Annotated in this window: 11 protein-coding genes; 4 read left to right on the plus strand and 7 right to left on the minus strand. The window is 67.6% G+C overall.

The genetic code is table 11. From position 1 onward, the window contains the following. Positions 1–22: 22 nt before the first annotated feature. Complete coding sequence (locus tag HV793_RS25685; protein WP_054453040.1) at positions 23–1,027, minus strand: magnesium and cobalt transport protein CorA; 1,005 nt, start codon at positions 1,025–1,027, stop codon at positions 23–25. A 65-nt stretch (positions 1,028–1,092) separates the two neighbouring features. Next, positions 1,093–3,198 carry an ATP-dependent helicase gene (locus HV793_RS25690; protein WP_175182349.1) on the minus strand — a complete coding sequence of 702 codons (2,106 nt, stop codon included), beginning with the start codon at positions 3,196–3,198 and terminating at the stop codon, positions 1,093–1,095. A 119-nt stretch (positions 3,199–3,317) separates the two neighbouring features. Between HV793_RS25690 and HV793_RS25695 the strand changes: the two genes are divergently transcribed. Continuing rightward, positions 3,318–4,214: a DUF72 domain-containing protein gene (locus HV793_RS25695; protein WP_175214136.1), complete on the plus strand. Its 897-nt coding sequence runs from the start codon at positions 3,318–3,320 to the stop codon at positions 4,212–4,214. On the opposite strand, the gene pdxR is transcribed toward HV793_RS25695, so the two are convergent. Then, a complete protein-coding gene (pdxR, locus tag HV793_RS25700) occupies positions 4,200–5,711 on the minus strand; it encodes a MocR-like pyridoxine biosynthesis transcription factor PdxR (RefSeq protein WP_425321816.1) in 1,512 nt (503 codons plus the stop codon). The two genes, HV793_RS25695 and pdxR, sit on opposite strands and share 15 nt — an antisense overlap. A gap of 96 nt (positions 5,712–5,807) precedes the next feature. Here pdxR and HV793_RS25705 point away from each other — a divergent pair, with 96 nt between their 5' ends. The 3 genes from HV793_RS25705 to HV793_RS25715 all read left to right on the plus strand — a co-directional run bounded on the left by HV793_RS25705 (position 5,808) and on the right by HV793_RS25715 (position 9,669). Then, positions 5,808–7,073, plus strand: coding sequence for a 4-aminobutyrate--2-oxoglutarate transaminase (locus HV793_RS25705; RefSeq protein ID WP_054453043.1), 1,266 nt, complete (start codon positions 5,808–5,810; stop codon positions 7,071–7,073). A gap of 123 nt (positions 7,074–7,196) precedes the next feature. Next, positions 7,197–8,666 carry an NAD-dependent succinate-semialdehyde dehydrogenase gene (locus HV793_RS25710; protein WP_054453045.1) on the plus strand — a complete coding sequence of 490 codons (1,470 nt, stop codon included), beginning with the start codon at positions 7,197–7,199 and terminating at the stop codon, positions 8,664–8,666. Positions 8,667–8,814: 148 nt separating this feature from the next. Beyond that, entirely contained in the window at positions 8,815–9,669 is an 855-nt protein-coding gene (locus tag HV793_RS25715; protein ID WP_054453047.1) for an inositol monophosphatase family protein, read from the plus strand. Positions 9,670–9,830: 161 nt separating this feature from the next. Here the strand turns inward: HV793_RS25715 and HV793_RS25720 are convergent, their stop codons facing one another. From HV793_RS25720 to pgi, 4 genes are all read right to left on the minus strand, one after another. After that, complete coding sequence (locus HV793_RS25720; RefSeq protein ID WP_119450025.1) at positions 9,831–10,649, minus strand: NAD-dependent protein deacetylase; 819 nt, start codon at positions 10,647–10,649, stop codon at positions 9,831–9,833. A gap of 92 nt (positions 10,650–10,741) precedes the next feature. Next, entirely contained in the window at positions 10,742–11,689 is a 948-nt protein-coding gene (gene epsC / locus HV793_RS25725) for a serine O-acetyltransferase EpsC (protein ID WP_054453050.1), read from the minus strand. 174 nt (positions 11,690–11,863) lie between these two features. Next, on the minus strand, positions 11,864–12,913 hold the full coding sequence (gene galE, locus HV793_RS25730) for a UDP-glucose 4-epimerase GalE (RefSeq protein WP_119450026.1): 1,050 nt from the start codon (positions 12,911–12,913) through the stop codon (positions 11,864–11,866). Between the two features lie 8 nt (positions 12,914–12,921). Continuing rightward, entirely contained in the window at positions 12,922–14,589 is a 1,668-nt protein-coding gene (gene pgi / locus HV793_RS25735) for a glucose-6-phosphate isomerase (protein ID WP_175214137.1), read from the minus strand. Between the last annotated feature and the right edge of the window lie 11 nt (positions 14,590–14,600).

The raw sequence follows: 14,600 nt of genomic DNA on the forward strand, positions 1-14,600 counted from the left end.
AGGCGAGGCGTGGAGTCGCCCGCTACAGCCACCCCGACTTGCGGAAGCGCCAATACAGGACCGAACAGATCGACACGATGACGCCCAGCGTGATCGGATAGCCCCAGGGCGATTTCAGTTCGGGCATGAATTCAAAGTTCATGCCGTAGATGCCGGCAATGGCCGTGGGCACCGCCAGGATGGCGGCCCAGGACGCCAGCTTGCGGGTGGTGTCGTTCTGCGCGGCCTGGCCTATCATCAGGCTGGCTTCAAAGGCGAAGGCCAGGGATTCGCGCAGCGAGTTGAAAAGTTCATCCACGCGCAGCACGCGGTCGGCGACCTCGCCGAAATACGGACGGGCATGCTCGTCCACCGCGGACATCTCGACCCGCGCCAGGCGTCGGCAGATTTCGGCCAGCGGCGACACCACGGTATGGATGCGCAGCAGGTCGCGGCGCTGCCGGTACAGCCTGCGGATGTCCGAGTCCTTGGCGCCTCGGATCAGCAGCTTCTGTTCGGCGCCTTCGACCACGGATTCGATCTTGCCGGCGGCGGCTACATAGCGATCCACCAGCCAGTCAAGCAGTTCGGAAGCCACATAGTCGCTGCCGCGCTTGAGCAGGTCGGGCGAGGCTTCCAGCCGTTCGCGCAAGGGGCTATGGCCGGCGGTGGCGCCGCGCCGCACCGTGACCAAAAAGCCATCGCCGATCAGGAACTGGGTCTCGCCGAAGATGGGGCGCTCGGCCTCGACCTCGACCGTGATGGCGACGATGAGGATCATGTTGCCGTAGTCGATGATCTTCGGCCGCCGGTGGGATTCCAGCATTTCTTCCTGGTTCTTGTCGCAGGCGCCAAGTTCGCTGGCGACCTTCGCCAGCACTTCCGGGCGCGGATTGCGCAGGCCGATCCACAGCATGCCGTGGTCCTGGCTGACGTACTGGGCGACTTCGTCGATGGGAACCTCGCGTTCCCGCCGTCCGTTCACATAGGCGATCGATGCGACGACCTCTCGTTTCGAGTCGTCGGCGGTATGTTCTTCAGTAGACATAAACACCCTTTTGCAATGCGATCCCTGCCGGACAGCTTATGCGTATCGGCCGATGATAGCCCAGCCTACGAGAACAGGTTCCGCACCCGCTTGGCCACGTCCACGCTGGGCGCTTGAGGCTCCTTCGGCGCGGCGCGCCCGGCGGGCAGGTCCGGCAGCTTGGGCAGGTGATCGAACAGCGGCAGCATCGCATTGGTGATGTAGCGCGTGCGCGATCCATAGACGTGCCGGTCGCCCATGCCGGTCTGCTGGTGCACGTAGAAGCGCTGCGGCACGATGAGCTGCAGGCGTTCCTTGGCGCGTGTCATCGCCACATACAACAGGCGGCGCTCTTCCTCGATTTCCTCGGCCGTGCCGGTGCTCATGTCCGACGGGATGCAGCCGTCCACCACGTTCAGGACATAGACCGCCTTCCATTCCTGTCCCTTGGCGGAATGGATGGTGGACAGGATCATGTAGTCCTCGTCGCGATGCGGCGCCCCGGACTCGTCGCTGGTGGCGTCCGGCGGATCCAGCGTCAGTTCGGTCAGGAAGCGTTCGCGCGAGCCGTAGCCCGCGGCGATGCGCACCAACTGGTCCAGGTCGGCGCGGCGCACGCGCGCATCGTCATACAAGCGTTCCAGCTGCGCGCCATACCAGCGCAGGGCCAGGTCCACGTCGGCGGGCCATTTCAGCGCGGGGTCGCACAAGGCCGCATACGTATCGGCGAAAGCGCCCCACTCTTCCTGCGCCGCCGCGCCCGGCTTGAATTCGCGCAGCGCGCGCAGCGGTTCGGCGGAGGCGGACATGGCGTCCATCAGCTTGCCCGCCGTGGCCGGGCCGATGCCGGGCAGCAACTGCGCCACGCGAAAGCCCGCCATGCGGCCGCGCGGATTCTCCGCCCAGCGCAATAGCGACAACAGGTCCTTCACGTGCGCGGCCTCCAGGAAGCGCAGCCCGCCGAACTTCACGAAGGGAATGTTGCGGCGGGTCAGTTCAAGTTCCAGCGCGGCGCTGTGGCTGGCGGTGCGGAACAGCGCCGCCTGCGACTTGAGCGTGGCCCCGCCTTCGCGCTGCGCCAGCACCTGGTCGGCCACCCAGCGCGCCTGGCCGGCTTCGTCGCTGACCGTCACCAGTTCGGGCAGCTGGGACGACTGGCGATCGGTCCACAGGTCCTTGGCGTAACGTTCCGTGGCCAGGCCGATCACGGCATTGGACGCGTTCAGGATGGGCTGGGTGGAACGGTAGTTGCGGTCCAGCGTGATGACCCTGGCCGGGTTGGGAAACTGGTTCGGAAAGTCCAGGATGTTGCGCACCGTGGCCGCGCGGAACGAATAGATGGATTGGGCATCGTCGCCCACCACCGTCAGGCCGCGGCCGTCGGGCTTCATCGCCAGCAGGATGGCGGATTGCAAGCGGTTGGTGTCCTGGTATTCGTCCACCAGTACGTGGTCGAAGCGCGCGCCCACGTCGGCCGCGATGCCGGGGTCGCCCATCATCTCGGCCCAGTACAGCAGCAGGTCGTCGTAGTCCAGCACCTGCTGGTCCTGCTTGGCCGCGACGTAGGCGCGGAACAGGTTCTTGAGTTCCTCTTCCCATTGGGCGCACCAGGGGAAGGAGGTCTTCAGCACGTCGGCCACCGGGGTCTGGCTGTTGACCACGCGCGAATAGATGGCGAGGCAGGTGCCCTTGAGCGGAAAGCGCGACTTGGTGGACGACAGGCCCAGTTCGTGGCGCACCATGCCCATCAGGTCCTCGGCGTCGCCGCGGTCGTGGATGGTGAAGGCCTCGGATAGGCCGATGCGTTGCGCGCAATCGCGCAGCAGGCGCGCGCCGATCGCGTGGAAGGTGCCGGCCCAGGGCAGCGACGGCGCCTGCTGCGTGGCGCGCAGCCTCATCACCCGCTGCAGCACCGAGCCCACGCGCCGCTCCATTTCCAGCGCCGCGCGGCGCGAGAAGGTCAACAGCAGCATGCGCTGGGGATCGGCGCCGTTCAGGATCAGGTGCGCGACCCGGTGGGCCAGCGTATTGGTCTTGCCCGAGCCTGCCCCGGCGATCACCAGCAGGGGGCCGTCGTCTCCCGGCGCGCCGGCCACGCCGAATTCGGCGGCCTCGCGTTGGGCGGGGTTGAGATCGGCCAGGGGATCGGGGCGTTCGGCGGACGGGTTGGACGTATCGGTTTGGTCGGACATGGGGCGGGGCCGCAGCAAGGCAGCCGCTGAAAACGGCGAGCCCGGACATTGCCGGGCTTCGGATGAACACTGTATATTTATACAGAATTTTTTCAATAAAGTCTGATTCGCCTGTGGCCATGCGCCTCTTGACCGGCACCGCCTCCTGGACCGATCCCACCCTGCTGGCCTGCGGCCGCTTCTACCCGCCGGAGGTCCGCAGCGCCGAAGCGCGGCTGCGCTTCTATGCCTCGCGCTTTCCCATGGCCGAGGTCGATTCCAGCTATTACGCCATGCCCACGGCCGAAAACGCCTACTTGTGGGCGCAGCGCACGCCGGACGATTTCGTCTTCAACATCAAGGCCTTCCGGCTGTTCACCGGCCATCAGACGCCGCTATCCGCGCTGCCCGCGGACATCCGGCGCGAACTGCCCGATTGGCCGGAACCCGTCATTTACCACGACCGCATGCCCGCCGACCTGCGCGATGAACTCTGGCGCCGCTATCAGCTTGCGCTGGAACCCTTGCGCATGACGGGCAAGCTGGGCGCGGTGCATTTCCAGTTTCCGCCCTGGATCCGGCGCGACGCGCGCGGCCGGGCGCGGGTGGCCGACTGCGCGCGTCGCATGGAAGAACACCTGGTGTCGGTGGAATTCCGCCACCGCAGCTGGTTCGAGTCGCCCTCCGCCACCACGGACACCCTGGCCTTCGAACGCGATCTCGGGGTGGTCCATACGGTGGTCGATAGCCCCCAAGGCTTCGACAACACCGTGCCCGCAATCTGGGAGTGCACCCATCCGGAGCTGACGCTGCTGCGCCTGCACGGACGCAATACGGCCGCCTGGAACGTGTCCGGCGCCGCGTCCTCGGGCCGCTTCCAATACGAATACTCGGAACAGGAGCTCGCCGAACTGGCCGAGCGCTTCGCGCGGCTGGCGGCGCAAAGCGCCCAGGCGCACGCGGTGTTCAACACCAACTTCGAAGACCAGGGCATGCGCAACGCCGCGGCCTTCGCGGCGGCGCTAGCGCCCGCCTGACGCCGCCAGCGCGACGGACGCGCGCGCCACTTCGTTCAGGCTGTCCAGCAGCACCTCGAATTTGCGCGCAATGTCGTGCTCCGGCACGCAGGCATAGCCCAGCAGCAGGCCCGGCCGGCGGCCCTCGTCGTTGACGTAGTAGCGCGACAGCGCGCGCGTAAGCACGCCCTTGCTGCGCGCCACATCCACCACGCGCAGATCGTCCATGTCCTCGGGCAGCGTCAGCACCAGATGCAGCCCCGCCATGCTGGCGTCGCGATGCAGCCAATCCGGCCCCAGCCTGCGTTCAATCAGATTGACCAGCATGGCGCGGCGGCGTCCGTACAGCATGCGCATGCGGCGGATGTGGGCGGCGTAGTGGCCTTCCGAGATGAACGTGGCCAGGGCCGCGTGCGTCATCAGGTGGCCCTCGCGGTAGAGCTCGGCGTGCGCTGCCTGGAACGCGGCAGTCAGGGTCTTGGGCAGCACCAGGTAGCCCACGCGCAGGCCCGGATACAAGGTCTTGCTGAAGGTTCCCATGTAGATCACGGGCGCGTCGGGTTCCAAGCCCAACAGCGAAGCGATGGGCCGGCCGGAGAAGCGGAATTCGCTGTCGTAGTCGTCTTCGATGATCCAGCTGCCGCTTTGCCGCGCCACCGCCAGCAACTGGCGCCGGCGCGTCAGCGACATGACCGGCCCCAGCGGATACTGGTGCGAGGGCGTGACGAAGATGAAGCGCGGCGGCGTGCCCACGGTCTCCGGCAGGCGCATGCCCTCCTCGTCCACCGGCAGGTGCACGGTGTGCAGGCCGTTGACCTGCAGCACGGTGCGCGCGCCCCAGTAGCCAGGATCCTCGACCCAGGCGGTCTCGCCGGCTTCGCCCAGGATGCGGGTGGTCAGGTCGATGGCCTGGTGCGAACCTTCGGTGATGATGATCTGCTCGGGATCGCAATCGATCGAGCGCGTCAGCGCCAGATGCTGCGCCAGCGCCTCGCGCAGGGCCGGCAGCCCGCCGCCGTAGGCGTAGGTCAGCAGGTCGGGCGAGGGATTGCGCCACAGGGCGCTGAAAATGCGGCCGAACTTCTTGTGCGGGAATTCGGTCAGGTCTGGCACGCCGGGCATGAAGGCGCCCCACTGGTAGGGCGAGGCCGAGACGCCGTCGACGATGGCGGCGCCGCGCGGCGACAGCGCCGGGCGCGGCTGCGCGGGCGGCGGCTGGCGCTTGCGCCGGCCGCTGGCCAGGTAGGAATCCGGCACCGAGGCGTTGACGAAGGTGCCGTTGCCCTGGCGACTGCGGGTGTAGCCTTCAGCCAGCAGTTGGCTATAGACGTGGACCACGGTGTTGCGGGCGATGCCGAGCTCTGCCGCCAGGTCCCGCGAGGCGGGCAGGCGCGAGTCCGCGGCAATGGCTCCATCCAGGATGGCTTCGCGGATGCCGCGGTACAGCCGCTTGTTCATGGGCTCGCTGGAGCCGTCCGCCAGCCGCAGCTGCAGCAAGTCACCGACTATGGACCGCAATTGGTTCTACCCGATTTATAAAAGTGGTTCCCACAAATGGGGCCATCGTAGCATTAAATAAGGTTTTCCCGCCCCATCATGCTCGCAGAGGCTGAGATGAAGAATCAGGACCTGAATACCCGCCGTTCCCTGGCCACGCCCCGCGGCGTCGGCGTCATGTGCGACTTCTACGCGGTGCGCGCCGAAAACGCCACCCTGTGGGACGCCAATGGCAAGGAATATATCGATTTCGCAGGCGGCATCGCCGTCCTGAACACGGGCCACCTCCACCCGAAGATCAAGGCCGCGGTCTCCGCGCAGCTGGACAACTTCACGCACACGGCCTACCAGATCGTGCCGTACGAAGGCTATGTCTCGCTGGCCGAGCGCATCAACCGCCTCGCCCCCATCGACGGCCTGAAGAAGAGCGCCTTCTTCACCACCGGCGTCGAAGCCGTCGAAAACGCCATCAAGATCGCGCGCTCGGCCACCGGCCGCTCGGGCGTCATCGCCTTCTCGGGTTCGTTCCACGGCCGCACCATGCTGGGCATGGCGCTGACCGGCAAGGTCGCCCCGTACAAGCTGTCGTTCGGTCCGATGCCGGGCGACATCTATCACGTGCCCTTCCCCAACGCCACCCAGTCCATCACCGTGGCGGACTCGCTCAAGGGACTGGACCTGCTGTTCAAGTGCGACATCGATCCCAAGCGCGTCGCGGCCATCATTCTGGAACCTGTCCAGGGCGAAGGCGGCTTCAACATCACCCCGCCGGAACTGATGACGGCGCTGCGCAAGATCTGCGACGAACACGGCATCCTGCTGATCGCCGACGAAGTCCAGACCGGCTTCGGCCGCACCGGCAAGCTGTTCGCCATGGAACACCACTCGGTCCAGGCCGACCTGATCACCATGGCCAAGAGCCTGGGCGGCGGCTTCCCGATCTCGGGCGTGGTCGGCCGCGCCGACGTCATGGACGCGCCTGCCGCCGGCGGCCTGGGCGGCACCTACGCCGGCAACCCGCTGGCGGTCGCCGCGGCGCATGCCGTGCTGGACGTGATCGCCGAGGAAAAGCTGTGCGAACGCGCCGTCACCCTGGGCGACAAGCTGCGCGCGCACCTGGAAGGCCTGCGCGCCAAGGTGCCGGGCATCGCCGACGTGCGCGGCCTGGGCTCCATGGTCGCCCTGGAACTGAACGATCCCGCCACCGGCAAGCCGGACGCGGAAGCGGTCAAGCGTGTGCAAGCCCGCGCCATCGAAAAGGGCCTGATTTTGCTAAGCTGCGGTGTGTACGGCAACGTCCTGCGCTTCCTGTACCCCTTGACCATCCCCGACGCCCAGTTCGATCGCGCGCTGGCCATCCTGTCCGAGGCGCTCGCCGCCTGACGCACAGGACCTGAACTACCGGTATTCCGGCGGGCAGGCACAAGTTTTGCGGGCGTAGCGGATCTGCCGCCACGCCCGCAAGCGTTTCCTGGCCCACCGCTTCCCTTCAAGGAGACTCCAACAATGACCGCACTGACCCATCCCCTGGCGCGCCCCGATCTGCTGCGCGACGCCTGCTACATCGACGGCAAGTGGGTAGCCGCCGGCAATGGCCCGTCCATCCCCGTGGACAATCCCTCCACCGGCAAGACCATCGTGTCCGTGCCCAAGCTGGGCCGCAAGGAAGCCGAACAAGCCATCGCCAGCGCCGAGGCCGCCCTGCCCGCCTGGAGCGCCAAGACCGGCAAGGAACGCGCCGCGATCCTGCTGAAGTGGGCCCAGCTCATGATGCAGAACCAGCAGGACCTGGCCGCCATCATGACGTCCGAACAGGGCAAGCCCGTGACCGAAGCCGCCGGCGAAATCGCCTATGCCGCCTCGTTCCTGGAGTGGTTCGGCGAAGAAGCCAAGCGCATCGACGGCGACATCCTGCAAAGCCCCAAGGCCGGCCAGCGCCTGATGGCGCTCAAGCAGCCCATCGGCGTCACCGCCGCCATCACGCCGTGGAACTTCCCGGCCGCCATGATCACCCGCAAGGTCGGCCCGGCCCTGGCCGCCGGCTGCACCATGGTGGTCAAGCCCGCGCAACAGACCCCGCTAACCGCGCTGGCGCTGGCCGTGCTGGCTGAAGAAGCCGGCGTGCCCGCTGGCGTGTTCCATGTCATCACCGGCAGCTCGCGCGAAATCGGCGCGGCCCTGTGCGAAAGCGACGTGGTGCGCAAGCTGAGCTTCACCGGCTCCACCGAAGTCGGCCGCACGCTGATGGAGCAGTGCGCGCCCACCATCAAGAAGCTGTCGCTGGAGCTGGGCGGCAACGCGCCCTTCATCGTGTTCGACGACGCCGACCTGGACCGCGCGGTCGACGGCATCCTGGCTTCCAAGTACCGCAATGCCGGCCAGACCTGCGTCTGCGCCAACCGCATCTACGTGCAGGCCGGCGTGTACGAAGAAATCGCCAAGCGCCTGGTCGCCAAGGTCGAAGCCATGAAGGTCGGCGACGGCTTCGCCGACGGCGTGACCCAGGGTCCGCTGATCGACAGCAGCGCCGTGGAAAAGGTACAGGAGCACATCGCCGACGCGACCGCGCACGGCGCCAAGGTCATCGCCGGCGGCAAGCCCCACGCGCTGGGCGGCACCTTCTTCGAACCGACCGTGGTGCGCGACGTGACCCAGTCGATGCGCTTCGCGACCGAGGAAACCTTCGGCCCGGTGGCCCCGCTGTTCCGCTTCGAAACCGAAGCGGAAGTCATCGGCATGGCCAACGACACCATCTTCGGCCTGGCCGCCTACTTCTTCACCCGCGACTACGCCCGCATCTGGCGCGTGTCCGAAGCGCTGGAGTACGGCATCGTCGGCATCAACACCGGCATCATCTCCAATGAAGTCGGCCCGTTCGGCGGCGTCAAGCAATCCGGCCTGGGCCGCGAAGGCTCGAAATACGGCATCGAAGAGTACCTGGAGATCAAGTACCTCTGCGTGGACCTGGGCGCCTGACGGCCCCTTGCGCGCCGCGGCCCCCGCCGGCTTCTGCCGGCGGGGGCCGCGCGCATTTGGCGCGCGGGTTTCCGGGAGTCCGATATGTGGCATCCCGCCCCGCGTCCGGCATGGTAGATTTGCGCGTTCCCTGACCGAACGAGTCCGTATGAGCAGAACCTTCACCCGCGAGGACACTCGCCGGCTTGCCGCCATCCTGGCCGAAACCGCGCAGACGGAAGTCATGCCGCGCTTTCGCAATCTGCCGGAAGGCGCTGTGCGCGGCAAAAGCTCCGCCCGCGACCTCGTGACCGACGCGGACGAAGCCGCCGAACGCCTGATCGCCGCGCGCCTGGCCAAGCTGCATCCGGGCGCCGTGCTGATCGGCGAAGAGGCCTCGGCCCGCAATCCCGCGCTGCTGAACATGCTGGTCGACGCCGACCTGGCCTTCCTGATCGACCCCATCGACGGCACCCGCAACTACGTCGCGGGCCTGCCTCTCTTCGGCATGATGATCGCCGCCTGCCATCGCGGCGACGTGATCGCGGGCGTCATCTACGACCCGGTCAGCCGCGACAGCGCGCTCGCCGTGCGCGGCGAAGGCGCCTGGATGGAATATGAAAACGGCAAGCAGGCCCAGCTCGCGGTGGCCAGCCCCGCGCCGCCCGAAGACATGGACGGCCTGATCTCGACCGGCGCCCTGCCCGAGCCGATGCGTACCACCGTCAACAGCAACCTGTCGCGCCTGGGCAGCACCGCCTCGCTGCGTTGCGCCGCGCATGAGTACCGCATGCTGGCCGCCGGGCACTGCCACATCGCGTTCTACAACCAATTGACGGCCTGGGACCACGCAGCCGGCTGGCTGCTGCACCGCGAAGCCGGCGGCTACGCGGCCCACTTCGACGGTTCTCCCTACAAGCCCACGCATCGCACCGGCGGCCTGCTGTATGCGCCGGACGCCGGCAGTTGGCACGCGGCCCGCAAGGCGCTAATGGGGGACATGGCGGACGCCCCCGAGACTTGACAAACGCTGCTCTAAAAAGGTCGAAAACCCGGGGTTATCCCTAGGAGTTATCCCCAGTTCCTGTGGACAACCCTATGGAAAGGTCTGTAACAGCCGAAAAAAACCTTTGCAGGGCAAGTACTTGCTTAGACCGGTCAAAAACCGGCCGGCCCCGGGGTGTGTTACAGCGCGTCCAGCGCCACGGCGCAAGGCAGTTCCACTTTCAGCGTCAGCATGCTGTCGGCGCGGGTGCGCCCCAGGTTGATGGCAGCTACCGGCATGCCGTTGCGCGACGCGGCGCTGACGAAGCGGTAGCCGGAATACACCATCAACGATGACCCCACCACCAGCACCGCGTCGGCGTTCATGAGGCCGGCGTTGGCGCGGTCCACGCGTTCGCGCGGCACGGTTTCACCAAAAAAGACCACGTCCGGCTTGACGATGCCGCGGCAGCGCGGACAGGGCGGCACCTGAAATTGCGCAAAGTCCTCGCCTTCCAGGTCGGCGTCGCCGTCAGGCGCATCCGTGGCGTCCAGCAGCGTCCATTCCGGGTTGCCGTCCTGCAACGCCTCTTGCCATGCCTGGCGGCCGCCGCGCCAGTCGCAGGCCATGCAACGCACCTCGTCCAGCCGGCCGTGCAAGTCGACGACGTCGCGGCTGCCGGCGGCCTCGTGCAGGCCGTCGACGTTCTGCGTCACCAGCACCGAGACGCGGCCGCGCGATTCCAGCCGCGCCAGCGCCCGGTGCGAGGCATTGGGCTGCACATGGCCGAAACGGCGCCAGCCCACCATGCTGCGCGCCCAATAGCGCGCCCGCGCCAGTTCGCCGCCCATGAAGGTCTGCAGCGTCATGGGCGGCTTGCGCTTCCATTCGCCTTCGGTGTCGCGGTAGTCGGGGATGCCGGAATCGGTGCTGACGCCCGCCCCCGTCAGCACGAACAGCCGCGGGTGGCGGTCGACAAAGCCGCGCAGCGCGGCCAGATCAGAGACTCGTGTGTCCATCCAGGCTCCTCAGGGCCGGCCGTTACGCGGGCGCGCATCGGCGCCCGCGCGAAAAGGCGGCCGCTGCGCGAAAGGCTGCGGCCTCAAGCTGCTCAGCCGCCCAGGCCGCAGTCGGGCATGTCGCTGACCAGGCTGGCCTGGGTCACGTTGCTGCCCGGCGGCACGCTGCGGGTCAGCCAGACGTTGCCGCCGATGGTCGAACCCTTGCCGATGGTGACGCGGCCGAGAATCGTCGCGCCAGCGTAGATCACCACGTCGTCCTCGATCAAGGGGTGACGCGCCAGGCCCTTCTTGAGTTCGCCGTTTTCACCCGGCGGGAAGCGCTTGGCGCCCAGCGTGACCATCTGATAGAGGCGCACGCGGTCGCCGATGATGGCGGTCTCGCCGATCACGACGCCGGTGCCGTGGTCGATGAAGAAGCTGCGGCCAATGGTCGCGCCCGGGTGGATGTCTATGCCCGTATCCGCATGCGCGATTTCCGCCACGATGCGCGCCAGCATCGGCGCGCCCAGGCGGTACAGCACATTGGCCAGACGGTGGTGGATCATCGCCGCCACGCCCGGATAGCACAGCAGGACCTCGTCCACATTGTGCGCGGCCGGGTCGCCCTGATAGGCGGCGGTCACGTCCAGGTCCAGCGCGGCGCGCACGCGCGGCAGCTCCGCGCCGAACTGGCGCACGATCTCGATGGCGCGCTGGCGCGCATCCGCGGGCTCGGTCTGTTCGGGCCGGCCCACGTACTGCAATTCAAGACAGACCTGGTGCAGCAGCGCGTCCAGCGCCGCGCCGATGGTATGGCCGACGTAGAAGTCCTCGACCTCTTCGCGCAGGTCGATGGGACCCAGGCGCATCGGGAACAGCGCGCCACAGAGATCCTTGACGATCTGGCGCAGGCTTTCCTGCGACGGGAATTCGCGCAGGCCGGCGTCTTCGCGCAGGCGGCCGCGGGGACCGCGCCAGGCCACGCGCGCTTCGCGCAGGCCGGACACGATGCTGTCCAGGTTCCAGTGGGCCGGCGCGCTGTAGGTCGGCCCGCTCATGACTGCAGCTCCTGCAGGAGGCCGGTAGAGGGATTGAATTCAAACATGGGTGCGCCTCGTTGACGGTGCACGGCCGCGGCGGCCAGGCCGCCGGGCAATGCTGCTTCGCAATATTTCCGTCAACTGTAACCGCTCGCGCCGGTTTCGAGGAATCCATCCGATACGGCGCAGGGGTTATGTCCCTGTGCCGAGGTCGTAGCCCTGAGGGTTGCCCTGCTGCCAGCGCCAGCCGTCCGCGCACATCGCATCCACGTCATGCGTGCTATGCCAGCCGAACAAGGAAGCCGCCAGCGTGGGATCGGTCCACATCTTTTCGACGTCGCCGGGACGCCTGGCCTGCGCCTGCACGGGAATGCGGCAGCCGTTGACCCGTTCGAACGCATGCACCAGCTCCAGCACGCTGGTGCCCTGCCCGGTACCCAGGTTGACCGCCACGAATCCGGGGTGGCGCTCCGAATAGGCCAGCGCCTGCACATGCCCCTGCGCCAGGTCCATCACGTGCAGATAGTCGCGCACGCCGGTGCCGTCGGCCGTCTCGTAGTCGTCGCCGAACACCCGCAGGAAAGGCTGGCGACCTACCGCCACCTGGGTGATGTACGGGAACAGGTTGTTCGGAATGTCGCGCGGACTTTCCCCGATCTGGCCGCTCGGATGCGCGCCGATGGGATTGAAGTAGCGCAACGTCACCGCGCTGAACGCGGGATCGGCCGTGCAGACATCGCGCAGCGCTTCCTCCACCATCAGCTTGGTGCGGCCGTAGGGGTTGGTTGGCGCCAGCGGATGCGCCTCGGTCAGCGGGAGGTAGCGGGGCTCGCCGTAGACTGTGGCCGAAGAACTGAACACCATGCGCGTCACGCCCGCCTCGCGCATGGCGCGCAGTAGCGTCACCGAGCCGCCGACGTTGTTGTCGTAGTACTTGAGCGGATCGGCAACCGACTCGCCCACCGCTTTGCTGCCGGCCAGATGCAGCACCGCCTGCACCGGCGCGCCGCGCGCTGCCGTCTCGGCCAGCACCGATTCGACCAGTCCAGGGCTGCGGATGTCCCCTTCCACCAGAGGAATCTCCACGCCGCAGAGGCGCTCGACGCGGCGCACGGCCTCGCGGCTGCCGTTGCTGAAGTTATCCAGCACCAGCGGCCGCTGGCCCGCCGCCAACATCGCGACCAGCGTGTGCGTGCCGATATAGCCGGCGCCGCCCGTCACCAACACATGCAGATCCGGCATGGTCTCCCTCACAGATGCGCCGCCACGCCCGGCACCCAGGCATGGCGCGGCCGCGGCGCCTGTGCATGGCTGCGGTAGCGGTCGATCCAGTACGAGGTGGACGCGTCGTGGCCCCAGTCCACCACGCCGGCCGACACCGGCACCGCCAGCTCGCGCTCGATGCCGGTGGCCAGGCGCTTGCCCAGTTCCACGCCCCACTGGTCGAAGGGATTGATGCCCCAGACCACGCTCTGCACGAACACCTTGTGCTCGTACAACGCCAGCAGCGCGCCCAGGCCGCGAGGATCCAGCTGGCGCAACACGATCAGGGTCGAAGGGCGCCCGCCCGGATGGACCATGTGCTGCGCCAGGCTCAGCGCACGCTCCTGGTCGTCGATGTGCGCCACGTCCATCAGCGCCTGCTCCAGGCATTTGCCGCGCAGCAACGCCTGGCGCTGCGCCAGGCAGTTGGCCAGCAGCATGCGGTGCGCATCGGGACTATCCGCATGGCCTTGCAGACTGGCGATGAAGTCCACCGGCGCGCCCTCTTCGCTTTGATGCAGCCACTGGAAGAAGGTGTGCTGGCCATCGGTGCCCGGCATGCCCCAGATGATGGGAGCCGTCGGCACGCCGACCGCCGCGCCGTCGCCCGCGACCCGTTTGCCCAGCGATTCCATTTCCAGCTGCTGCAAATAGGTGACCAGGTGCAGCAGCCGCGCGCTGTAGGCCGCGATGTTCAGCGAGTTGTGGCCCAGCACGCTGCAGTTGACCAGGCCCGCCAGCGCCAGCTGGATCGGCGCATTCGAGGCGAACGGCGCTTGCTGGAAATGCTGGTCCATGGCCTCGGCGCCCGCCCGCATGCCGATCAGCACGTCGGCGCCGACCGTCAGCGCGATCGACAGGCCTGCGACCGACCAGACCGAATAGCGCCCGCCCACCCAGTCGCACATCTTGAAGATCTGGCTGGACGGCACGCCCAGCGCGCGCGCCGCCGACACGTTGGCGGTGACCGCGGCCAGATGTTCCGACACGTCGGCCACGCCGCCCTGCTTGAGCCAGGCGATGGCCGCGCGCGCGTTGTGCAGCGTCTCGGCGGTGGTGAAGGACTTGGAAGACACCACCACCAGGCAGCGGCGCGGGTCCAGCCCGGCCACCGCATCATGGAACGCGTGTCCGTCGATGTTGGACACGAAGCGGATCTGACGGCGCTGCTGCGCCCCGCCAAACGCCTGGACCGCCAGGCGCGGTCCCCAATCGCTGCCGCCGATGCCGATATGCAGCACCGTGTTGAAATCGGCCGTCTGGTCCACCCGCCGCACGAAGTCCGTCATGCGCGAATGCTCGCAGACGGAGTCAGCGTCCTGGCCGTCAGGCTGTTCCCGCGTGCGCCCGGCGCGCAGCGCCGTATGCCATGCCGGTTTGCCTTCGGTCCAGTTGACCGGCTCGCCCGCGAACAATGCCTGGCGCGCATCCGCCACGCCGCGCGCCTGCAGCAGCGACATGGCCGCCGCTTCCAGCGCCGGCGACTGCCGTTGCATGCTCAGGTCCACGCAAAGACCCGCCGCCTCGATGACCTTCAGCGCCGCGCCGTCCAATTCCGCGCCGTGCGCGGCCTGCGCGAACGCCTGCCACTCCGGGCTGTCCGCCAGGCCCGAATTCGCCCTTAGCGCCTCAACCGCATACTTGGCCTTTCCCATCGCGTGATGCT

The organism is Achromobacter aegrifaciens, from assembly GCF_902859965.1.
Classification (GTDB): domain Bacteria; phylum Pseudomonadota; class Gammaproteobacteria; order Burkholderiales; family Burkholderiaceae_B; genus Achromobacter; species Achromobacter aegrifaciens.

Excerpts from the sequence above, each read along its gene's own strand:
- HV793_RS25685 (WP_054453040.1), bottom strand. The coding sequence starts at position 1,027 with ATGTCTACTGAAGAACATACCGCCGACGACTCGAAACGAGAGGTCGTC.
- HV793_RS25690 (WP_175182349.1), bottom strand. The coding sequence starts at position 3,198 with ATGTCCGACCAAACCGATACGTCCAACCCGTCCGCCGAACGCCCCGAT.
- HV793_RS25695 (WP_175214136.1), top strand. The coding sequence starts at position 3,318 with ATGCGCCTCTTGACCGGCACCGCCTCCTGGACCGATCCCACCCTGCTG.
- HV793_RS25705 (WP_054453043.1), top strand. The coding sequence starts at position 5,808 with ATGAAGAATCAGGACCTGAATACCCGCCGTTCCCTGGCCACGCCCCGC.
- HV793_RS25710 (WP_054453045.1), top strand. The coding sequence starts at position 7,197 with ATGACCGCACTGACCCATCCCCTGGCGCGCCCCGATCTGCTGCGCGAC.
- HV793_RS25715 (WP_054453047.1), top strand. The coding sequence starts at position 8,815 with ATGAGCAGAACCTTCACCCGCGAGGACACTCGCCGGCTTGCCGCCATC.
- HV793_RS25720 (WP_119450025.1), bottom strand. The coding sequence starts at position 10,649 with ATGGACACACGAGTCTCTGATCTGGCCGCGCTGCGCGGCTTTGTCGAC.
- epsC (WP_054453050.1), bottom strand. The coding sequence starts at position 11,689 with ATGAGCGGGCCGACCTACAGCGCGCCGGCCCACTGGAACCTGGACAGC.
- galE (WP_119450026.1), bottom strand. The coding sequence starts at position 12,913 with ATGCCGGATCTGCATGTGTTGGTGACGGGCGGCGCCGGCTATATCGGC.
- pgi (WP_175214137.1), bottom strand. The coding sequence starts at position 14,589 with ATGGGAAAGGCCAAGTATGCGGTTGAGGCGCTAAGGGCGAATTCGGGC.